Source organism: Aliiroseovarius crassostreae (assembly GCF_025137635.1).
In the GTDB taxonomy this organism is placed as follows: domain Bacteria; phylum Pseudomonadota; class Alphaproteobacteria; order Rhodobacterales; family Rhodobacteraceae; genus Aliiroseovarius; species Aliiroseovarius crassostreae.
The window spans coordinates 2,473,264-2,493,151 of record NZ_CP080772.1; the positions used below are offsets into that span (position 1 = coordinate 2,473,264).

The 19,888-nt window shown below is 59.4% G+C and carries 21 protein-coding genes; 14 read left to right on the forward strand and 7 right to left on the reverse strand.

Features of this window, described 5'->3' with window-relative positions; genetic code table 11:
* Positions 1-104: 104 nt before the first annotated feature.
* Positions 105-1,412 (reverse strand): ammonium transporter AmtB, encoded by a 1,308-nt coding sequence (amtB, locus tag K3J57_RS11825; RefSeq protein WP_259794929.1) that lies wholly within the window; start codon positions 1,410-1,412, stop codon positions 105-107.
* Between the two features lie 4 nt (positions 1,413-1,416).
* Positions 1,417-1,755: a P-II family nitrogen regulator gene (locus K3J57_RS11830; protein ID WP_259791985.1), complete on the reverse strand. Its 339-nt coding sequence runs from the start codon at positions 1,753-1,755 to the stop codon at positions 1,417-1,419.
* 334 nt (positions 1,756-2,089) lie between these two features.
* On the opposite strand from K3J57_RS11830, the gene K3J57_RS11835 reads away from it, so the two are divergent.
* Complete coding sequence (locus tag K3J57_RS11835) at positions 2,090-4,306, forward strand: transglycosylase domain-containing protein (RefSeq protein WP_259791987.1); 2,217 nt, start codon at positions 2,090-2,092, stop codon at positions 4,304-4,306.
* Positions 4,307-4,456: 150 nt separating this feature from the next.
* Positions 4,457-4,741 carry a hypothetical protein gene (locus K3J57_RS11840; protein ID WP_259784790.1) on the forward strand — a complete coding sequence of 95 codons (285 nt, stop codon included), beginning with the start codon at positions 4,457-4,459 and terminating at the stop codon, positions 4,739-4,741.
* A gap of 69 nt (positions 4,742-4,810) precedes the next feature.
* Here K3J57_RS11840 and K3J57_RS11845 read toward each other — a convergent pair whose 3' ends face one another.
* Together K3J57_RS11845 and K3J57_RS11850 are read right to left on the reverse strand one after the other, a co-directional pair.
* Positions 4,811-5,398, reverse strand: coding sequence for an MlaC/ttg2D family ABC transporter substrate-binding protein (locus tag K3J57_RS11845; protein ID WP_055187421.1), 588 nt, complete (start codon positions 5,396-5,398; stop codon positions 4,811-4,813).
* 1 nt (position 5,399) lies between these two features.
* Complete coding sequence (locus K3J57_RS11850; RefSeq protein WP_259796042.1) at positions 5,400-6,128, reverse strand: MlaA family lipoprotein; 729 nt, start codon at positions 6,126-6,128, stop codon at positions 5,400-5,402.
* Between the two features lie 201 nt (positions 6,129-6,329).
* On the opposite strand from K3J57_RS11850, the gene K3J57_RS11855 reads away from it, so the two are divergent.
* The 8 genes from K3J57_RS11855 to rsmD all read left to right on the forward strand — a co-directional run bounded on the left by K3J57_RS11855 (position 6,330) and on the right by rsmD (position 14,034).
* A complete protein-coding gene (locus K3J57_RS11855; RefSeq protein ID WP_259796044.1) occupies positions 6,330-8,093 on the forward strand; it encodes a type I secretion system permease/ATPase in 1,764 nt (587 codons plus the stop codon).
* Positions 8,090-9,403, forward strand: a complete 1,314-nt coding sequence (locus K3J57_RS11860) for an HlyD family type I secretion periplasmic adaptor subunit (RefSeq protein WP_259796046.1) — start codon at positions 8,090-8,092, stop codon at positions 9,401-9,403. Before K3J57_RS11855 ends, K3J57_RS11860 begins: the two co-directional genes overlap by 4 nt.
* Positions 9,404-9,477: 74 nt before the next feature.
* Complete coding sequence (locus tag K3J57_RS11865) at positions 9,478-9,939, forward strand: RidA family protein (protein ID WP_259784794.1); 462 nt, start codon at positions 9,478-9,480, stop codon at positions 9,937-9,939.
* Complete coding sequence (locus K3J57_RS11870) at positions 9,936-10,730, forward strand: glycerophosphodiester phosphodiesterase family protein (RefSeq protein WP_259792003.1); 795 nt, start codon at positions 9,936-9,938, stop codon at positions 10,728-10,730. The genes K3J57_RS11865 and K3J57_RS11870 overlap by 4 nt, the downstream gene beginning before the upstream one ends.
* Positions 10,723-11,904 (forward strand): GNAT family N-acetyltransferase, encoded by a 1,182-nt coding sequence (locus K3J57_RS11875; protein ID WP_259792005.1) that lies wholly within the window; start codon positions 10,723-10,725, stop codon positions 11,902-11,904. The genes K3J57_RS11870 and K3J57_RS11875 overlap by 8 nt, the downstream gene beginning before the upstream one ends.
* Positions 11,901-12,194 carry a 4a-hydroxytetrahydrobiopterin dehydratase gene (locus K3J57_RS11880; RefSeq protein ID WP_259784797.1) on the forward strand — a complete coding sequence of 98 codons (294 nt, stop codon included), beginning with the start codon at positions 11,901-11,903 and terminating at the stop codon, positions 12,192-12,194. Before K3J57_RS11875 ends, K3J57_RS11880 begins: the two co-directional genes overlap by 4 nt.
* A gap of 77 nt (positions 12,195-12,271) precedes the next feature.
* Entirely contained in the window at positions 12,272-13,477 is a 1,206-nt protein-coding gene (locus K3J57_RS11885) for an NAD(P)/FAD-dependent oxidoreductase (protein WP_259792007.1), read from the forward strand.
* Positions 13,477-14,034 carry a 16S rRNA (guanine(966)-N(2))-methyltransferase RsmD gene (gene rsmD, locus K3J57_RS11890; protein ID WP_259792009.1) on the forward strand — a complete coding sequence of 186 codons (558 nt, stop codon included), beginning with the start codon at positions 13,477-13,479 and terminating at the stop codon, positions 14,032-14,034. The genes K3J57_RS11885 and rsmD overlap by 1 nt, the downstream gene beginning before the upstream one ends.
* Positions 14,035-14,051: 17 nt before the next feature.
* Here rsmD and map read toward each other — a convergent pair whose 3' ends face one another.
* Both map and sfsA read right to left on the reverse strand, forming a co-directional pair.
* Positions 14,052-14,900, reverse strand: a complete 849-nt coding sequence (gene map, locus K3J57_RS11895) for a type I methionyl aminopeptidase (protein ID WP_259778197.1) — start codon at positions 14,898-14,900, stop codon at positions 14,052-14,054.
* Positions 14,901-14,960: 60 nt separating this feature from the next.
* Positions 14,961-15,659 (reverse strand): DNA/RNA nuclease SfsA, encoded by a 699-nt coding sequence (sfsA, locus tag K3J57_RS11900; RefSeq protein WP_173484844.1) that lies wholly within the window; start codon positions 15,657-15,659, stop codon positions 14,961-14,963.
* A 38-nt stretch (positions 15,660-15,697) separates the two neighbouring features.
* Here sfsA and K3J57_RS11905 point away from each other — a divergent pair, with 38 nt between their 5' ends.
* Genes K3J57_RS11905 through K3J57_RS11920 form a run of 4 tightly spaced genes read left to right on the forward strand, consistent with a single transcriptional unit; the run spans position 15,698 to position 18,674 of the window.
* Positions 15,698-16,426, forward strand: a complete 729-nt coding sequence (locus K3J57_RS11905) for a competence/damage-inducible protein A (protein ID WP_173484843.1) — start codon at positions 15,698-15,700, stop codon at positions 16,424-16,426.
* Positions 16,423-17,172 (forward strand): GNAT family N-acetyltransferase, encoded by a 750-nt coding sequence (locus K3J57_RS11910; RefSeq protein WP_173484842.1) that lies wholly within the window; start codon positions 16,423-16,425, stop codon positions 17,170-17,172. The genes K3J57_RS11905 and K3J57_RS11910 overlap by 4 nt, the downstream gene beginning before the upstream one ends.
* 10 nt (positions 17,173-17,182) lie before the next feature.
* Positions 17,183-17,758 (forward strand): peroxidase-related enzyme, encoded by a 576-nt coding sequence (locus tag K3J57_RS11915; RefSeq protein WP_259796047.1) that lies wholly within the window; start codon positions 17,183-17,185, stop codon positions 17,756-17,758.
* A complete protein-coding gene (locus tag K3J57_RS11920) occupies positions 17,730-18,674 on the forward strand; it encodes an OmpA family protein (protein ID WP_259796048.1) in 945 nt (314 codons plus the stop codon). The genes K3J57_RS11915 and K3J57_RS11920 overlap by 29 nt, the downstream gene beginning before the upstream one ends.
* 113 nt (positions 18,675-18,787) lie before the next feature.
* On the opposite strand, the gene K3J57_RS11925 is transcribed toward K3J57_RS11920, so the two are convergent.
* Positions 18,788-19,693: a LysR family transcriptional regulator gene (locus K3J57_RS11925; protein ID WP_259784804.1), complete on the reverse strand. Its 906-nt coding sequence runs from the start codon at positions 19,691-19,693 to the stop codon at positions 18,788-18,790.
* Between the last annotated feature and the right edge of the window lie 195 nt (positions 19,694-19,888).

Here is a 19,888-nt window from a genome sequence, read left to right on the forward strand (position 1 = left end):
CCCTGTCGGACTTGCGTCCCCCTCGGCATGCGCTCTGGTTTTCTTCTTGGACCAAATACTCTCGCCGAAGGCATTGCCGCGCCAAAGGCGCGGCAACTTCCTGCTTAGCTGTTGGTGAACTCCGGATAGGCTTCCATGCCAAGCTCGGCCACATCCAATCCGCGCATCTCATCATCTGCGTCCACCCGCAGACCAACCACAGCTTTGATTAGGGTGAAGAGGATGTAGCTGACCACAAAGGTGAAGCCACCGATGGCCGCAAAGCCAATGATCTGGGTCGCAAAGCTCGCATCAGCATTTGTCCAGGCCACAATGAAGGTGCCCCAGAAGCCCGCAATCAGGTGGACCGGGATGGCACCGACAACGTCGTCGATCTTCAGCTTGTCCAGCATCGGCACCGCATAGACCACAATCGCACCACCAACACCGCCAATGATCAGCGCCTGAAACAGCGAGGGTTCAAGCGGCTGCGCGGTGATCGACACAAGACCCGCCAGCGCACCGTTCAAAACCATGGTCAGATCCGGCTTGCCAAAGCTCACCTGCGTCAGGATCAGCGCCACAACAGCCCCGGCCGCGGCGGCCATATTGGTGTTGGCAAAGATCCGGCTCACATCACTCACATCACCAATGGTGCCCATCGCCAGTTGCGAGCCGCCATTGAAACCGAACCAGCCGAGCCACAGGATGAACGTGCCGAGCGTGGCAAGGGCAAGGTTCGAACCGGGCATGGCAATCACGCGGCCATCCTTGTATTTGCCCAGACGCGGACCCAGCACCAGCACCCCGGCGAGCGCCGCAAAACCACCAGCCGCATGCACAAGCGTTGAACCTGCAAAATCCTGGAACCCCAGGCCATCCAACCAGCCGCCACCCCATTTCCACGAGGCCTCGATCGGGTAAACCACGCCGGTCAGCAAGATGACGAAGAACAGGAACGGCCACAATTTGATCCGTTCGGCCAAGGTGCCCGACACGATCGACGCAGTGGTGGCACAGAACATAAGCTGGAAGAAGAAATCCGACCCAACGGAAGCATAGCTGATGTCGGCCACATCGGCCCCAACCCCTACAGGTTCAAGCGCAGCGGGCGCAATTGCCCCCAGAAATCCCGGAATGATCCACGCATCGCCCGGATACATCAGCCCGTAGCCGACCAGCCAATACATGATCGCCGCCAAGGAAAAGAGCGCCACGTTCTTGATCAACTGCATGGTCACGTTCTTTGACCGAACGAGACCGGCCTCAAGCATCGCAAAGCCCGCCGCCATCCAGAAAACAAGAAAGCCACCGATCAGAAACAGAAGTGTTGTGAAAATGAACTGGCTGTGGGCCATCGCCTCACCATCTGCCAGCGCCATTGAGGGGAGCATCCCGATCCCCACTGCAAGTAGTGCTTTTTTCATGTCCATCCCCTCAGATTGCATCCATATCCGTTTCGCCCGTGCGCACCCGCATGGCGCTGGCGACATCCAGCGTGAAAATCTTGCCATCCCCGATCTTGCCGGTCTGGGCTGACTTGGCGATGGCGGCGACCACCGCGTCCGCCAGATCATCCGCCACCACGATTTCCAGCTTCATCTTCGGCAGAAAATTCACGTCATATTCCGCCCCGCGATAGATTTCCGTATGTCCGGCCTGCATGCCGAATCCTTTGATTTCCGTCACCATCATGCCGCTCACTCCAAGCCCCACGAGCGCCTCACGCACTTCGTCGAGCTTGAATGGCTTGATCGCTGCAATGATCAGTTTCACGCCTTTCTCCTTTTCGAATTCCAAGTGGCGCAAAACCAAATCACGCCGTCCCCCCTATCGGGGCGCCTTTGCGGGGAAATGGGCAGGGGAGCGGTCAGGAAAGCCGGGATTTATTGGGCGGAAAACGAAGGCTGCGGAAAAATGCTGCGCGTGCAAAACGGGTTTGCCCAATTTTTCACCATTGGGAAAGCGTGCGGTTCCTTGCGCAATCACCGTGGGAAAGCTCGCTCAGGGGACAGGATCGGGCTACACAGATCGGTGTTGATTCGTTACTTTGGCCCCAACGAGCAGACCTGGACCGCAAAACCGGCCCCCAAAACTGGACCTGAATATAATGAGCCAATCCGGCCGAAAACGCCCCGTTCTGGTGGCGGACAAACGCTACCCGTCGTCCTCTGCAGCTGCCAAGAAGCCTGCTGCAAAGAAACCGGCGAAGGCAAAATCCCCCAAACGCAGCCCCAGACCAAATGGCGGGGGTGGCAATAAGGGTGGCGGCGGCATCCTGATGTGGCCGGTCCGCATGGTGCAATGGCTGATCCGGTTGACGTGGCGACTGATCTGGAAAGGGGCGCTTGTTGTGGCGCTGATTGTCGGCCTGGCCGTGTTCTATTTCGCCTCGACCATGCCGGAACTGACCACCATGCTGGACGGGCGGGCCAAGGGATCGGTGACCATTCTGGACCGCTACGGGCAGGTTTACGCCTGGCGCGGCGATCAGCGTGGCGGCACCGTGACCACCGAAACTGTCAGCCCATATCTGCGTGATGCGGTTGTGGCCTCGGAAGACAAACGCTTTTACCGCCATCTGGGCGTCAGCCCGCGCGGCGTTGCCTCTGCCATTCGTATCAATATGCGCGAAGGGCGCGGGCCCTTGTCTGGCCACGGGGGCTCAACCCTCACCCAACAGGTGGCGAAACTGCTTTGCCTTGGCGTGCCCTACGACCCGGACCAGTGGGAGAGCGAGGCCGATTACGAGGCAGATTGCCGCCGCGGCTCTCTGTGGCGCAAGATCAAGGAAGCGGTCTATGCGATGGCATTGGAGGCGAAGTTCTCCAAGAATGAAATCCTGACCATCTATCTGAACCGCGCCTATCTGGGCGCGGGGTCACACGGGTTTGACGCAGCTGCGCGCCGGTATTTTGCCATTCCAGCATCTGACCTGAACCCGGCACAAGCGGCGATGCTGGCTGGTATGCTGCCCAAACCGTCAATTTACGCGCCGACCAACGACCTGAAACGCTCTCAGGATCGTGCGGCCACCGTGCTGCGCCTGATGCGTGAACAGGGCTATATCTCGACCGCAGACGAAAAGAAGTATCAGGACAATCCTGCCACCCTGTCCGCCGCAGCCAAGGCACAGGCCGGGGGGTATTTTGCCGACTGGATCATGCGCGATCTGCCCGCCTTCCTTACCCGCAAAACCACCGAGGATGTGGTGATCAAATCCACCCTCGACCCGGCCATCCAGACCGCTGCCGAAGACGCTATCGACTGGGTGTTCGAAAACAAGGTGCGCGAAGGATCAAAAGCCCAGGCCGCCATTGTGGTGATGAGCGCCGATGGCGCCGTGCGGGCCATGGTGGGGGGGCGCGAAAAACGCGTCGTCGGGGCGTTCAACCGGGCCACCCAGGCAAAGCGCCAGACCGGCTCTTCGTTCAAACCCTTCGTTTATGCGGCGGCTCTGGATCTCGGCTATAACTGGAATGATTTCGTGCTGGACGAGCCCTATTGCCTGAACGTTCCCGGCTCTGGCCAATGGTGCCCGAAAAACTACACCCGCAAGCATTACGGAAATGTCAGCCTGACCGAAGCGCTGACCAAATCCCTGAACGTCCCCGCCGTGAAGATTTCTGAAACCGTGGGACGAGAGGCCGTCAGAACCGTGGCCGAGAGCTTTGGCATCGAAAGCGACCTCGCCGCCGGGCCGGCGCTTGCATTGGGGGTGTCGGAAAGCTCGCTGCTGGAAACCACCGGTGCCTATGCCGGGATCCTCAATGGCGGGTCATCGGTCACTCCTTACGGGCTGACCGAACTGACGTTGGTGGGCGACAAGGACCCCTTGATGACACAGACCGGCGGCATGGGCGAGCGCGTCATCACTCCCCGCGCAGCCGAGCAGCTGGTCTATATGATGAACCAGGTTGTTGAAAAGGGTTCGGGCCATCGCGCGCGGATCAAGGGGCGTGAAGTGGCTGGGAAAACCGGCACCACCCAAAGTGCGAAGGATGCGTGGTTTGTCGGGTTCACGGCTGATTACGTGGCTGGGGTCTGGATGGGGTATGATGACAACACTCCGCTGAAGGGCGTCACCGGCAGCGGCCTGCCCGCCGAAATCTGGCAACACGCCATGGCCAAAATCCATACAGACCTTCCCGCCCGCCCGCTTCCCATGATCCGCCCCAATGCGGCCCCTCAGTTTGAAGGCGACACGTTCTCATCCGATCCGGGCACGGCGCCGCGCGCACCCTCACAGGAAGGCACCAATCTGGGGGATGTGGTTGAAGATGTGCTGATCAACGTGATCCGCGGCATCTTTGGCCAGGGGAATTGAAGCTTCGGTAATTGAGGCCCGGAGAATTGATCCGACCGGAAGGATCGGGGGATCGACCTTGCGACCCAAAAATCGCATTGCAGATCCCCCTCAGCAATGACATGTGAGGCCCGCAAAACGCCCAACGCGAATCAAGGTCGGAGCCCCCATATGAACTGGTTGATTGATGCCGCTGCCGTGATGGTCATTCCTGCGGTCCTCCTGTCGTTCTGGATTACGTCCCGACGTCAGGAATTTGCCGCTCTGCGGGCCAGCGGGCAAAAGCTCAACCTGCGACTTGCGACCCTTTACGCGGGCTATCAGCGTCCGTTCGGCGATCCGCTGCGCACCAGCCACATCCGCATGGCCCGGATCGGTTTCCTGCATTGGGCAATGATGCTGGCAGGGTTCATGATCGTTTTTGTCGCGGGCATGTCGTCGCTGCTGCTGAGCTGAGCCGCCCCGCCCACAAAAAAACCCGACCCACGATGGGGCCGGGTTTTATTCTTTGGCAGGGTGCGCCGGTCAGTATTTTGCCAGATCCCGGATCAGCAAATCCAGATCCCCCTTGCGCTTGTCCAGCATGGCACCGATTTCCTTGCGCTCGGATTTCACGATCGAGATGCCTTCGACCTGCATGTCGATAAATTTGCCATTTTTCGAAGACACGATGAACACCACATCGAAGGGCGCCTTGCCCTGCAATTTGGTCATGGTCAGAACTTCGAAACGGCTTTTCACCTGTTTGGAGCTGACCACCTCGATCTTGCCCCCTTCGAACTCACGAAAACGGCTGCCGTAGCGATTTGCGATATACCCGGTGAAGGCCTTGGTGAACGCGCTTTTCTGCGATGCCGAGGCCGAGCGACCGTCAACACCCAGTGCGGCCAGTGCGATAAAGTCGGTATCCGCATATTGCCGGAACACCCCTTCAAAGCGACTGATCATCTTGCTTTCCGACATGCCGGAATTGATGATCGAGTTGATATCCGCAACCACCTTGCCAATCAGCTTTTCAGCCTGACCAGCGGAAATCGCTGCAAGCGCCGCCCCCGGCAAAGCAACCATGGCGGCCATGCCAGCCAATACCGTGCGTCGGTTCATGAATGTCATCTTACCCATCATACGCCTCATACAAATCATCAAGTTCACCATCTTCGACCACCTGCCCCAACTCATACCGGCGGCTGTCGAGATAATAGAGCTGCAAGGTCGCGTAGCCGTCGCCCTCGCTGTAAAGAATGCTGTCAACACTATCGGCGAAATCATAGCGATCACCGAATTTCGACATCACCCAAGCACCTTTCGGCACATTGGTCCAGCCCGTCGGCAAAACATAGCCGAGCGGGTTCATCACGAAATCTCCGACAATGCCAAGCGTGTCGCGTTCGGTAGAGGCCCCAAAGAAGGGCAGCACCACGTAATCCCCTTCGGCCATGCCCCAGACATGCAGGGTTTCGCCAAAATCACTCTCGCGTTCTTCCAGCCCGATATCGCTGGCCACGTCAAACAAACCCAACAGACCAAAGGTGCTGTTGAACAGGAACCGCACCGTATTGTGCACCGCGTCGTCGATCTGCCCCTGCAGCAGCTTGTTCACCACGGTTCCCGGCAGGCTGGCGTTATCCGCGAAATTGGCAACCGCCGTGCGGGTTGGTTTTGGAACCTGGCCATAGACCTGCGCGGCAGGGCTGACCAGCATCTGGTCAAGCGCGATATTTGCTTTATGAGTGCGCCGGTTCTGCACCTCATGCGGGTCATCATATCCGGCAGGCACCGGCGCCTTGGCACAGGCGCCCAGCACAACCAGCGCGATCGCGGCAAAAACATGCGTCTTTTTCATCGTCAGCAGCCAGACAAGCCACGTCCGAATCCCGGTGGCCCGCCCCCTTTAAGTGGTATAGATATCCAACAGACACATAGAGATTGGGACGTGAATGCCCAGAGGGCAACGGTTTTGAAGGCCAAGATGTGACTATTTGGCGACAGAATGCCAAGCACGCTCCGGGTGATATTTTTTGTAGATTATTAAGGTTATTTGAGCATGCTGGGTGAACAAAATCGAGGCACGATGCGACAGGACATTCTGGAAAACGGCAAAGAGGAACTGCGCCGTGTGTGGCGTAATTACCGGGGGTTGCTTGTGGCTGCCGGAGTTTTCTCTGTTTTCGTCAATCTGCTCATGCTGACCGGCCCGATCTACATGCTGCAGGTCTATGACCGGGTGTTGGGATCACAAAGCATTGAGACACTGGTCGGGTTGACACTTGTCATGGCCTTCCTGTTTCTTGTTATGGGGGTGCTTGATTACGCCCGCGGCAGGGTGCTTGGTCGGATCGGCGCAGGCTTTCAGACCGATCTGGAACGACGGGTATTCTCCTCCTCTCTGCGGCGGCTGGCCAGACACACCGGCACCGCCAGCCACAGCAATAGCCTGCGCGATCTGGAAGCCGTGCAGCGCTTTGTCTCCAGCCCTGTTTTTACAGCCGTGTTCGATATTCCCTGGACGCCGGTTTTCCTTTTTGCGATTGCCATTTTCCACCCATGGCTGGGGGCTCTGGCGGTTGCCGGTGGCCTGGTTCTGGTGGTGATCGCCATCCTGAACCAGATCCGCACCCTGCCCCCTGTCGCCCAGGCACAGGCGGCAAGTTCCCAGGCCGAACACATGCTGGCACAGCTCCAGGCCGAAGCCGAGATGATCCGCGCGCTGGGAATGCAGGACGCCGCCTTTGATCGCTGGCATCAGGTCCGCCATCGCGCCCTTGTCGAAAACCTGACCAGCGCAGATCAATTGGGCCGCTTCTCGGCCCTGTCCAAAACATTCCGACTGTTTTTGCAATCTGCCATGCTGGGGCTGGGCGCATATTTGGCCATTCAGGGTGAGATTTCCCCCGGCGCCATGATCGCGGGTTCCATCCTGCTGGGGCGCGCCCTTGCCCCGGTCGATCTGGCCATTGGGCAGTGGCAGGTGGTGCAACGCGCGCGTTCGGGCTGGCGGGGACTGTCGGAACTCCTTGCGGAAATCCCGCAAGATCCCGAGCGGATGCAACTGCCGCGTCCCCGCGCGGAGCTGACCGCCGAAAACGTTACCGTGGTGCCGCCGGGACAGAACGCGGCCAATCTGCGGATGGTGAATTTTTCACTTGCTCCGGGACAGGCGCTTGGGGTGATCGGTCCTTCCGGCTCCGGCAAGTCGACACTTGCGCGGGTCATCACCGGCGCCTGGTCCCCCGCAGGAGGGAAAATGCGTCTGGATGGTGCCGCGCTAGAACAGTTTGACCCCGCTGTTTTGGGGCAGCATATCGGGTATCTGCCGCAGCGCATCACCCTGTTTGACGGCACCATTGCGGAAAACATCGCCGGGCTGGCCCTGCGGCCCGACCATGAAAAGGTGGTTGAGGCCGCCCGCCGGGCTGATGCACATGACATGATCCTGCGCCTGCCTGACGGTTATGACACCCATATCTCCGGGTCCGGTGGCATGTTGTCCGGTGGGCAGATGCAGCGCATCGGCCTAGCCCGCGCGCTTTACGGCGAACCCGTGGTTTTGGTGTTGGATGAGCCGAACTCGAACCTTGATAATGAAGGGACACTCGCCCTGAACAAGGCGATCCGAGACATCAAATCTCGCCAGGGATGTGTCATCATCATGGCCCACCGCCCCGCAGCCATTGCCGAATGCGACCTGCTTTTGATGCTGGAAGCCGGGACGGTACGCGGCTTCGGCCCGCGTGATGAAATTCTCGCCCGACATGTGAAAAACGCCCAGCAGATCAGATCCCAACAGGGGCAAGGAGGCGTACAATGACACAGCCCACCCCCAACAGTCCCTTCTCTGCCCGGCGCCCCCTGACCCTTGGCATCCTGGCGCTGATCTTCCTGATTGGCGGTTTCGGGTCATGGTCACTCCTGGCCAGCATCTCGGGTGCCGTGATCATTCCCGGCGCCATCGAAGTCGAGCAGAACCGGCAGATCGTGCAGCATCCGGATGGCGGCGTTGTTGCAGAGATCAGCGTGAAAGAGGGGGATCTGGTGGAGGCAGGTGAAGTCCTGATCCGGCTGGATGCAACCCTTCTGCAATCCCGCCTGAATGTGGTCGAAGGCCAGTATTACGAACTATTGGCGCGCAGCGCGCGGCTGGTTGCGGAAAGGGACAATCTGGGCACGATCAGCTTTGCGCCGGAACTTCTGAATGCAGCACAAACCCATCCAGACATCGCCGCGCTGGTGGCGGGGCAGGAACGCCTGTTTGTCTCCCGCCGAGAAACACGCGCCTCACAGACCGAACAACTGCGCAAACGCGTCGGCCAGATCAACAGCCAGATCTCCGGCCTGCAGGCGCAGGAAACTGCGCTGAACCGGCAGCTGGAGTTGATCCGCGCAGAATTGACCAGCCAAAAGTCGTTACTTGAAAAAGGCTTAACTCAGGCCAGCCGGGTTCTGGCACTGCAACGCGAGGAGGCCTCTCTGGCCGGCCGTATCGGAGAGCTTATTGCAGGGCGTGCACAGGCCGCCGGGCGTATGACCGAGATTGAGCTGCAGATTACCCAGCTTGCGGCCCAAGGACGCGAAGAGGCGATTTCCGCGCTCCGCGACATGGAAACCACCCGGCTGGAACTGGCCGAACAACGGATCAGTCTGCGCGAACAGATGCGTCGCCTGGATATCCGCGCGCCCGTGTCCGGCGTAGTGCATGGGATGCAGATCTTTGCCGAACGCTCGGTGCTGCGACCGGCCGACACGGTGCTGTTTCTGGTGCCGCAGGACCGCCCCCTGCGCATCGCCGCACAGGTCAGCCCGCTGCACATAGATCAGGTCCATGTCGGACAGGACGTGCGGCTGCAGTTTTCAACCTTTTCAGCCCGTACCACCCCCGAGCTGCTTGGCACCGTGATCACCGTTTCCCCTGATGCGTTCCGCAATGAAAGCACCGGGGAAAGCTTCTATCGCGCCGAGGTTGCGCTGAAGGAGGGTGAAATACAGAAACTGCCCGAAGGGGCCACCTTACTGCCCGGCATGCCGGTGACGGGCTTTGCCCGAACGCAGGAACAGACACCATTCACCTATCTGGTGAAACCGTTCACCGATTATTTCACCAAGGCGTTTCGGGATCGCTAATGGACGCATTTCGCCTTTTCCCAGCCCCGGAAGCAGGCTAGCGTCCGGGGAAATGACATGAGGAGAGACGCGACATGAGCGGATATGAACAACGACTGGCCGAAATCGGTGTCACCCTGCCCGACGCCCCGGCCCCCGCCGCCAACTATGTGCCTTATGCACAGGTCGGGAACCTGGTGCATGTATCCGGGCAGATCTCGATGAAGGATGGTGCTTTCATCACCGGAAAACTGGGGCAGGATCTGGATGCCGAAGCCGGGGCCGCCGCCGCCCGCCAATGCGCCATTGCCCTGCTGGCACAGGTCAGGGCCGCTTGCGGCGGAGACCTCGACCGTCTGGTTCGTGTGGTAAAACTGGTGGGTTTTGTAAACTCGACATCTGATTTTGGAGATCAGCCCAAGGTGATCAACGGCGCGTCCGACTTTATGGTCGAAGCTCTTGGAGAGGCCGGTCGTCATGCCCGTTCCGCCGTTTCAGCAGCCAGCCTGCCCTTCGGCGTAGCCGTGGAAATCGAAGGGATTTTCGAAGTTAAATGACGCCCCTTCCCCCCTCATTCTTCGCCGCTCCCATCGCGCATCGCGCCTTTCACGACGTGAAAAATGGCCGACCGGAAAATTCCCGCGCTGCGATCGAAGCAGCGGTGGAGCGCGGTTACGGCATCGAGATCGACCTGCAATTGTCAAAGGACCGGCAGGCAATGGTTTTTCACGACTATGATCTCGCCCGCCTTGCCGACGCAACGGGACCCATTCAGCAGCGCAGCGCGGATGAGCTTGGCGCCATTGGGTTGCGCGGCGGGAATGAGGGGATCCCCAGCTTTGACGAGGTGTTGGCGCTGGTCGCGGGGCGGGTTCCGCTTCTGGTCGAGATCAAGGATCAGGACGGGGCAATGGGGCCACGCACCGGGCAACTGGAACAGGCTGCGGCCCAGTGTCTGGAGCATTACAGGGGAGAGGTGGCAATCATGTCCTTCAACCCCCACGCCATCGCCGAATTTGCAAAACATCGGCGCGATCTGCCGCTTGGACTGGTCACCTGCGCCTATTTGCAGGAGGACTGGCCCTTGCTGCCCGCCGCGACCCGTCGCCACCTGCGCGATATCCCGGATTTTGACCGCGTCGGGGCGGGTTTCATCAGCCATGATGTCAATGACCTGACCAATCCTGCGGTGCGTCGGTTGAAGGATCGCGGATTGCCGGTTCTGTGCTGGACGGTGCGTTCGCAAGAGGTCGAAAAGACTGCCCGACAGATTGCAGACAACGTGACCTTCGAAGGGTACGAGGCTTGCCCCCCCGCGCGGTGGCTGCCTCAATGGGCTGGTGACTGACACCCAGATCGAAATCCGCGCCCATGCTTCACTTTCCGCCATTTCTGCTGCGGATTGGGATGCCTGTGCCTGCCCCGAGGCCATAAACGGGCGGGCATTTGACCCGTTCACCACCTATCGCTTTCTCTCCGCCCTTGAAAAATCCGGCAGCGTCGGGGGGCAAAGCGGCTGGCAGCCGCATTACCTGACAGTTCACACGGAAGGGCAGTTGATCGCCTGCGCGCCGCTTTACGCAAAATCCCACAGCCAGGGCGAATATGTGTTCGATCACAGCTGGGCCAATGCTCTCGACCGGGCGGGTGGGCGGTATTACCCCAAACTGCAAATCGCCGTCCCCTTCACCCCGGTCACCGGGCGCCGTTTCCTGACCCGGCCGGGATATGACACCATCGGGCGCGCAGCCCTGGTGCAGGGGGCGGTTCAGATCGCGGCTGACAATAAACTGTCGTCACTCCACATCACCTTTTGCACCGAAGAGGAACGCAAGGCGGGTGAAGCGATGGGCCTTTTGCCACGCGACGGGGTGCAATATCACTTCGCAAATTCCGGGTTTGCGGATTTTGACAGCTATCTGGACAGCCTGACCTCTCGCAAACGCAAAGCGATCCGTAAGGAACGGAGGGTCGCGCAGGGTTTTGGCGGCGAGATTGTATCCCTGACCGGAGCGGAGCTGCGCCCGGAACACTGGGATGCCTTTTGGTCCTTTTATCAAGACACCGGGGCGCGCAAATGGGGCAGCCCCTACCTGACCCGAGCGTTCTTTGATCTTGTCCAGGAAGAGATGCGCGATGATGTGTTGCTGCTTCTGGCCCAGCGAAATGGGGCACCGGTCGCGGGCGCGTTGAATTTCATCGGTCGAGACACGCTTTTTGGTCGCTATTGGGGGGCAACCGAACATCACCCCTGCCTGCATTTCGAACTGTGCTATTATCAGGCCATCGAATACGCCCTGCGCCACGGGCTTTCTCGGGTCGAAGCCGGGGCACAGGGCGAACATAAACACGCACGCGGCTATATCCCCACGCGCACCCATTCATTGCACTGGATTGCCGATGAAGGTTTGCGCGAGGCAATTGACCGTTTCTTGCGCGAGGAGGCCGCGTTTCTTCGTGAGGACATGGATGCCTTGCAGGAGCTGAGCCCGTTCCGCAAACCCGCAGAGGACGAAAGATGACACGGCTGACTGAGGAAGAACGCAACACGCACTTGCCGCCACTTCTGAACAATGGGTGGCGTATCACCGATGATCGTGACGCCCTCCACAAGGCATTCCGGTTCTCCGGCTTTGTCGATGCATTTGGCTTCATGACCCGCGCCGCGTTTTTTGCCGAAAAATGGAACCACCACCCGGAGTGGTCCAATATCTACAATATTGTGGATGTGACGCTTACCTCCCATGACGTCGGCGGGCTCAGCCTGCGTGATGTGAAACTTGCACAAAAGCTTGATGCGCTTGCGGGCTAGGATTATCTGCTGAAATCGTTAAAGCATTTCAGGAAAGACACAGGGCGGGTCCAGCTGACCCGGATCAGGAGAAGAACATGAGCCATATCATTGTGATCGGTGCAGGTCAGGCGGGCGCATCCCTTGTGGCAAAGCTGCGCAATTCCGGCTTTGAAGGGCAAGTGACCCTGATTGGTGAAGAGAGTGCCCCCCCTTATCAACGCCCGCCCCTGTCCAAAGCCTATCTCTTGGGGGATATGGCGCTTGAACGGCTCTATCTGCGGCCTGAAAGTTTTTATGCAGAGCAGGACATCACGTTGCGGCTGAGCACCCGCGTGGACGCGATTGACGTTGCCGCGAAACAGGTGGTGATCGGTGATGAACGCCTTGCCTATGACCAGCTGGCGTTGACCACCGGGTCCGCCCCGCGTCACCTGCCCGCCGCAATTGGCGGCGATTTGGCAGGCGTGCATGTGGTCCGCACCCTGGGTGACGTCGACAGGATGGAACCCGAGTTTTCCGAAGGGCGCCGGGTGTTGATTGTCGGCGGTGGTTATATCGGGCTGGAGGCCGCAGCGGTTGCCGCCAAAAAGGGGCTTCAGGTCACGTTGGTGGAAATGGCAGACCGGATCCTGCAACGGGTTGCGGCACCGGAAACCTCTGATTATTTCCGCACGCTGCACACGACCCATGGGGTCAGGATCCTGGAGGGGATCGGCCTGGAAACACTGACGGGAGACGGGCGTGTCTCGGGCGCGCGGCTTTCCGATGGGACCGCGCTTGAGGTGGATTTTGTCATTGTTGGTGTCGGTATCACCGCAAACACCACCCTCGCCGAAGCGGCCGGGATCGAGGTCGAAAACGGGATCAAGACCGACGCAGAGGGGCGCACATCAGCCCCCGATATCTGGGCGGCCGGGGACTGTGCCTCCTTCCCGTATCGGGGCGAGCGGATCCGGCTGGAAAGTGTGCCCAACGCAATTGATCAGGCGGAAGTGGTCGCGCGCAACATGATGGGAGAGGGCGTGGAGTATCTGGCCAAGCCCTGGTTCTGGTCCGACCAATATGACGTAAAACTCCAGATCGCGGGTCTGAACACAGGATATGATCGGGTGATCACGCGCCCCGGTGACAAAGAGGGCGCGGTCAGCTTTTGGTATTATCAGGGCGACACGCTTTTGGCGGTGGATGCTGCCAATGATCCACGCGCCTATATGATTGGAAAACGGCTGATCGAAGGCGGAAAGTCACCAGCCCCGAAGGCCGTGGCGGACATAGGCATCGAACTGAAGTCGTTGATGTAATGCGGATTATTTCTGGCAGATTTCGCGGGCTCGCACTGGCAAGCGTTGGCAAGGGGGATGCGGGGGCCCATCTGCGCCCCACCACCGACCGGGTGCGCGAGAGCCTTTTTTCCATGCTGACCGGTGGTCGGTTTGGCGACCCGATCAACGAGGCCCGCGTGCTCGACCTGTTTGCAGGGACCGGCGCGCTGGGGCTTGAGGCGCTTTCACGCGGGGCCACCCATGTCACGCTGGTGGATGATGGGCGAAAGGCCCTCTCCCTCATCCGGGAAAACATCGCCAAATGCCGCTGTCAGGACGAGGTGACAGTGGTCAAGCGGGATGCCACCCGACTGCCGGAAGGCACAGCTCATAACCTGATCTTCCTTGACCCGCCTTATGGCAAGGGACTGGGAGAAAAGGCGCTGACCGCAGCCATTGCCGGGGGCTGGATCGCGCCGGATGCGTTGATCGTCTGGGAAGAAAACACCGGGATCACGCTGCCAGACGGCATCCGGCTGCTGGACAGCCGCCGCTATGGCGACACGGTGGTTTCGATCTGCGAGCCGGCGGAATAAACCGCCGCCTTCCGGCATCACTCCCAGGTTGGGTGGAACTTTCCTGCAGGGGAGAGGGTGAAGATTTCACACCCTTCCGCGGTCACGCCAACCGAATGCTCAAACTGCGCTGACAGGGATTTGTCGCGGGTGATCGCGGTCCAGTCATCACCCAGGATCCTTGTGTCAGGACGGCCCAGATTGACCATCGGTTCAATGGTGAAAAACATGCCTTCCTCCAGAACCGGACCGGAACCTGGCCGACCATAATGCAGCACGTTGGGGGGGGCGTGGAACACCCGGCCCAGACCATGCCCGCAGAAGTCGCGCACCACGGACATTTTCTGCGCTTCCACGTATTTCTGGATCGCGTGCCCGATGTCACCAAAGGTGTTGCCCGGCTTGACCGCTGCAATCCCTTCCATCAGAGCCTGATGGGTGACATTGATCAGGCGGTCCGCAAAGGGTTTGATTTTGCCGACTTTATACATGCGCGACGTGTCGCCATACCAGCCGTCAACAATCACGGTCACGTCGACATTCAGAATATCACCGTCGATCAGTTCATCATGTTTGCGCGCAGATTTCTCGTTCTTGCCTTTCGGCACTTTTGAGCCCGGAATACCGTGACACACCACGTGATTGAGTGAGATGCACGACGCGTGTTTATACCCTTTGTAACCGATCGTGGCGGACACGGCGCCCGCTTCGTCCACCATATCCTCGATCGCCTTATCAAGCTCAGCCGTGGTCACCCCCGGCGCCACCATCGGTGCAATCCGGTCGAGGATCTCTGCGGCCAGTTGGCCCGCCGCCTGCATGCCTGCAAAATCCTCGGGGTTATAGAGGCGGATCCCTTCTCTGGTCACGCGCATCTTGTCATCCATCGACGTCATCCTTCAACGTATCCCGGGCCGCATGGCCCCTTTGCGCCCTAAATAGGCCAGTCAGGCGAGAATCGCCAGAGGCTTGCCAATATCGACACCTTCCGGACTGATCACCGTATCATAACAGATCACCTCAACCCCTGCCGCACGGGCCTGATCAAAAGCTGCGGCATAGGTCGGGTCGATATCCCGGGCAAGGTCGAAACGGTCACAATCCGTGCGCTGCACAAGATAGAACATCACCGCCCGATGCCCTTCCCCCACCATTTTTTCCAGCTCTGCCAGATGTTTGGCCCCGCGGGCGGTCACACTGTCGGGAAATTCGGCCAGCCCTGCCTCGCGCGAAAGGGTGACGGATTTCACTTCGACATATGTCAGCGCAGCGCCTTGCAGCAGGAAATCTATCCGGCTCTTCTCGCCATATTTCACCTCAGGTCGCACCTGATCATACGCCCCCAGTTCCCGAAAGGCGCGGGCCTCAAGCGCCGCTTTCAGCGCACGGTTTGGAACAGAGGTGTCTACCCCCGTGAAATGCCCGTTCTCGTGCTCCACCAGGCGCCAGCCGAATTTGAGCTTTTTCTTGGGGTCATCATTGGGCTCCAGCCAGATCCGGCTGCCGGGCACCGCCAGCCCCATCATCGAACCGGGATTTGCGCAATGCGCGGTCACCTCGCGGCCATCCTCAAGCACCGCATCCGCCAGAAAGCGTTTGTAGCGTTTGGTCAGGCGAGCGGGGATCAGGGGGGTGGGAAATTGCATATCCCCGGCCTATACCGAAGACAGAAAAGGAGCAAGTGATGGCAAATCCCACCGCCGCCATGCTGGTCATTGGCGATGAAATCCTGTCGGGACGCACCCGCGATGCAAACATGCATTATCTGGCAGGCGAATTGACCCAACGCGGCATTGACCTCAAAGAAGTGCGGGTGGTGCCGGACGAGGCGCCGACCATCATTGACGCGGTGCGGGCTTTGTCCAGCACCTATGACCATGTGTTCACATCGGGTGGGATCGGCCCGACCCATGATGACATCACCGCCGATTGCATTGCCGAAGCTTTTGGCGACCATATCGACATTCGCGCCGACGCGCATGATCTTCTGGCAGCCTATTACGCGCGCGAAGGACGTGAATTCAATGCCGCGCGCCAGCGCATGGCGCGAATCCCCGATCGCGCCACGCTGATCGACAACCCGGTATCCATCGCCCCGGGGTTCACGCTTGAAAACGTGCATGTCCTGGCGGGTGTGCCCAGCGTCTTCAAAGCGATGGTGGCCAGCGTGCTGCCCCAACTCACCGGCGGGGCGCCGCTTATATCGCAAACCCTTCGTATCAATCGCGGCGAAGGCGATCTGGCGGGGCCACTTGCCGAAGTCGCTGCGAAATTTTCCGATTTGTCGATTGGCTCCTACCCATTCATACATGAAGGGGTGTATGGTGCGAATATCGTGCTGCGCGGCACCGAGCCCGCGCGCCTGTCTGATGCCATGACCGCCCTCAAACAGTTATTCCCGGAGGACAAATGACCGCCAACGCCAAGCTGCATCTGGAACTGCCCAGCGCCGAAACGCTGATCGAGGTCTGCGAAGCGACCTGGCCTGCCGCGAGCACCAATCGTATCGGCGCCTGGATCGTGCGCGACGGGCAAGGGGGTGGAAAACGTGTTTCCGCCGCAACCGAAAACTGGCCGACCACCGAAGCCGACCTGCCTGCGGCCGAAAAAGCGATGCGGGATATGGGCCAAGCCCCCCTGTTTCAGATCCGCGCAGGTGACGAACATCTGGATGAGATGCTGGAAACCCATGGGTATGATCGGGTGGACGAGGTAAATATCTGGGTCTCTCCGATTGGGGACCTGTCCCGCGAAACCCCTCCTCCGGTGTCGGCTTTTGCGATCTGGCCAAAGCTTGCCGTTATGCAGGAGCTGTGGGAACGCGGTGGGATTGGCGAAGGGCGCCAGGCCGTGATGGAGCGTGCAAACTGCGTCAAGACCGGCCTGCTGGCACGCACGGATGACACCCCGTCAGGTGTCGGGTTTGTGGGCATTCATGACGACATCGCCATGGTTCATGCGCTGCATGTCGATGAGGAGTTGCGCCGGATGGGCACCGCGCGCAACCTGCTGCGCCAGGCAGCGATCTGGGCCGAGGAACATGGTGCCAAATACCTGTCGCTGATCGTCACGCAGGGCAACCACGCCGCCAACCCGCTTTACGCCGACCTTGGCATGCATCTGGTGGGCCATTACCATTATCGCGCAAAACAAGCCTGAGGAGCAGAAGATGGGGCAGAAAACAGAACGGGTAACAGCACTGGATCTGCCAATGGTCGATCCGCTGCCTGAGGATATTCAGAAATATTTCGACATCTGCGACGAGAAGCTTGGCCTCGTGCCAAATGTTCTCAAAGCCTATGCTTTCGACATGGAAAAGCTGCGCCCCTTCATGGCGATGTATAACGAGCTGATGCTGGGGGAAAGCGGACTGACCAAGCTGGAACGCGAGATGATCGCTGTGGTGGTCAGTTCGGTCAATCGCTGCTGGTATTGCCAGGTGGCCCATGGGGCGGCGGTGCGCGAGCTGTCCGGGGATCCAACACTGGGGGAGGCGATGGTGATGAACTGGCGCGTTGCCGATCTGGATGATCGCCAGCGCGGCATGCTGGCCTTTGCCGAAAAGGTCACGAAATCCTCTGCGGAAATCGAAGAACATGACCGCCAGGCCCTGCGCATACTGGGCTTTTCCGACCGGGACATCTGGGACATCACCGCAACCGTGGGCTTTTTCTCAATGTCCAACCGAATGGCCTCTGCCGTTGGGATGAAACCGAATGACGCCTACCACGCAAGCGCCCGGTAAAACGACCATTTCTGCCACGATGATCCGTCCTGTGCTCAGTCTGGTTCTTACCCTTTCCATGGCCCTGCCTGCGGCGGCATTGGAGTTGCCGGCGGGCGCGGTCAGAACCAATGAAATCACGCTCAGCCCCGCGGAATTTGCCCGTGCGAGGTTTGACGGAACAAAGGTTCCCCTGTTCACGCCGCCCGGCGAGATGCGGGTAGAGGCGTGGCAGATCATCGGTAATGAACAGACCAATTTTCAATTGCTGACCCCGTTGCTCGATCAACTCTCGGAACAGGGATACCAGCAGGTGTTTCGCTGTCAGGCGGTGTCCTGCGGGGGCTATGATTTCCGTTTTGAGGTCGGGAAGTTTGGCGCACCGGATCTGTTCATTGATCTGAGCGCCTTTCAATATGCCACCTTGCGCAAGGGCGATGACTTTGTGGGGCTGCTGGTCAGCCACGGGGGCACCGATGGGTTTGTTCAGATATCTCGCTCTCAGACGGGCAGCCCCCCAACCAGTGTCAGCACCACCCCGGCCCGAAACCAGACCTTTGGGGACCTTGGGACAGAGCTGAACACACATGGACATGTCGTCTTGACCGAGGTCAGTTTCGACACGGGGTCCTCAACCCTTGCCGCAGGGTCAAATGCGCAGCTGGAAGACCTGGCTCAGTTTCTGACCGATGCGCCGAATGCTCGCCTTGCGCTGGTTGGGCACACCGATGCCGAGGGCAGCCTTGAGGGCAACATCGCCCTGTCGCGCAAACGCGCGGCCAGCGTGCGCGCCCGGCTGATCGAGGAGTATGGCATCTCTCCCACACGCCTGCAGGCAGAAGGGGTTGGCTATCTTTCCCCCATCGCCAGCAACCTGACTGCGGAAGGGCGCGAGCTGAATCGTCGCGTCGAAGCGGTCTTGCTGAACACCGAGTAACCCCAGAGGGTAACGCCTGACTGCAAAAAAAGAGCAGCACGGGGAAGCCCGGCTGCTCAGTTGTCCCAAAGACGGTAAATGTCAGGACAGGCGATGTGCAGAAAAATCTGGTGTTACCAGTTGTCCGGGCCTTTTTCAGCAAAGGCATGGACCAGGAAGTCAATGAAAGCGCGCACTTTCGGTTGGGTAAAGCGCCCCGGCGGATAGATCGCATAGATCCCCTGACTGTCCATTGGCAGATCAGGAATGGCGTCCTCGACCAGACCCTGCTCCAGCGCATCAGCATAAAGGAAGCTGGGAAGATAGGCGATGCCCAGCCCGGAAATGGCCGCATTCAGAAGCGACTGGCCGTCATTCACCGACAGCCACCCGGCGGAGCGCACCTGACGGATTTCCCCGGACGGTGCGGGAAGCTTCCACACATTGCCTGAGCTTTGGCTGGAATAATGCAGAAGCTTGTGGTTGTTCAGATCGTCAATCCGCTCGGGCCGGCCATATCTCTCGAAATAAGCGGGGCTGCCGACCATACGGCGGGTGGTTTCGGCAATTTTGCGGGCACGCAGAGAGCTGTCTTCCAGCTCACCCACACGGATGGCCATATCAAACCCTTCGCTGATCAACTCGACATACCGGTTGTTCAGCACCATGTTCACATTGATGTCCGGGAATTCCTGCAGAAAGTTGCCCAAAATGGGGCTGAGGTGGTTCACACCAAAATCGGTTGCGACTGAAATCCGCAAAATGCCGGAGGGGGCCGATTGCATGGATGTGACCAGGCTGTCCGCCTCACCCGCATCATTCAAAACGCGGCGGGCACGATCATAATAGGCCAGACCAATTTCCGTGGGGCTTACCCGGCGTGTGGTGCGATTGAGCAGGCGCGCACCAAGACGGGCTTCGAGGCTGGATACATGTTTGGAGACAGCAGACTTGGAGATCCCCATTTTCTTGGCAGCATCCGTAAATCCACCTTGGTCCACAACAGTGGCAAAGGCTTCCATTTCGGTCAGTCGATCCATTTTTTATCTTTCTACAATACTATCCCCAGCACTGGATTGTATCGCAGCCAATTGGGGCAAGACTGTGAACAGTAACGGACAATAAGGGGGAAATTAGGCGCACCGTTTAGGGCACAGCTCCAATCCCAGCCACACCGTTCCTCCGGGTGCGCGCATCGTAACCTGTTGGGATCTGGCCCTTTTCAGCCGAATGGG

What these genes read in the sequence shown, in the direction of transcription:
- amtB (WP_259794929.1), bottom strand. Translation starts at nt 1,412, where the DNA reads ATGGACATGAAAAAAGCACTACTTGCAGTGGGGATCGGGATGCTCCCC.
- rsmD (WP_259792009.1), top strand. Translation starts at nt 13,477, where the DNA reads ATGCGGATTATTTCTGGCAGATTTCGCGGGCTCGCACTGGCAAGCGTT.
- K3J57_RS11925 (WP_259784804.1), bottom strand. Translation starts at nt 19,693, where the DNA reads ATGGATCGACTGACCGAAATGGAAGCCTTTGCCACTGTTGTGGACCAA.
- K3J57_RS11915 (WP_259796047.1), top strand. Translation starts at nt 17,183, where the DNA reads ATGGGGCAGAAAACAGAACGGGTAACAGCACTGGATCTGCCAATGGTC.
- K3J57_RS11910 (WP_173484842.1), top strand. Translation starts at nt 16,423, where the DNA reads ATGACCGCCAACGCCAAGCTGCATCTGGAACTGCCCAGCGCCGAAACG.
- K3J57_RS11920 (WP_259796048.1), top strand. Translation starts at nt 17,730, where the DNA reads ATGACGCCTACCACGCAAGCGCCCGGTAAAACGACCATTTCTGCCACG.
- sfsA (WP_173484844.1), bottom strand. Translation starts at nt 15,659, where the DNA reads ATGCAATTTCCCACCCCCCTGATCCCCGCTCGCCTGACCAAACGCTAC.
- K3J57_RS11835 (WP_259791987.1), top strand. Translation starts at nt 2,090, where the DNA reads ATGAGCCAATCCGGCCGAAAACGCCCCGTTCTGGTGGCGGACAAACGC.
- K3J57_RS11845 (WP_055187421.1), bottom strand. Translation starts at nt 5,398, where the DNA reads ATGACATTCATGAACCGACGCACGGTATTGGCTGGCATGGCCGCCATG.
- K3J57_RS11905 (WP_173484843.1), top strand. Translation starts at nt 15,698, where the DNA reads ATGGCAAATCCCACCGCCGCCATGCTGGTCATTGGCGATGAAATCCTG.
- K3J57_RS11855 (WP_259796044.1), top strand. Translation starts at nt 6,330, where the DNA reads ATGCTGGGTGAACAAAATCGAGGCACGATGCGACAGGACATTCTGGAA.
- K3J57_RS11885 (WP_259792007.1), top strand. Translation starts at nt 12,272, where the DNA reads ATGAGCCATATCATTGTGATCGGTGCAGGTCAGGCGGGCGCATCCCTT.
- K3J57_RS11840 (WP_259784790.1), top strand. Translation starts at nt 4,457, where the DNA reads ATGAACTGGTTGATTGATGCCGCTGCCGTGATGGTCATTCCTGCGGTC.
- K3J57_RS11870 (WP_259792003.1), top strand. Translation starts at nt 9,936, where the DNA reads ATGACGCCCCTTCCCCCCTCATTCTTCGCCGCTCCCATCGCGCATCGC.
- K3J57_RS11865 (WP_259784794.1), top strand. Translation starts at nt 9,478, where the DNA reads ATGAGCGGATATGAACAACGACTGGCCGAAATCGGTGTCACCCTGCCC.
- map (WP_259778197.1), bottom strand. Translation starts at nt 14,900, where the DNA reads ATGGATGACAAGATGCGCGTGACCAGAGAAGGGATCCGCCTCTATAAC.
- K3J57_RS11860 (WP_259796046.1), top strand. Translation starts at nt 8,090, where the DNA reads ATGACACAGCCCACCCCCAACAGTCCCTTCTCTGCCCGGCGCCCCCTG.
- K3J57_RS11880 (WP_259784797.1), top strand. Translation starts at nt 11,901, where the DNA reads ATGACACGGCTGACTGAGGAAGAACGCAACACGCACTTGCCGCCACTT.
- K3J57_RS11850 (WP_259796042.1), bottom strand. Translation starts at nt 6,128, where the DNA reads ATGAAAAAGACGCATGTTTTTGCCGCGATCGCGCTGGTTGTGCTGGGC.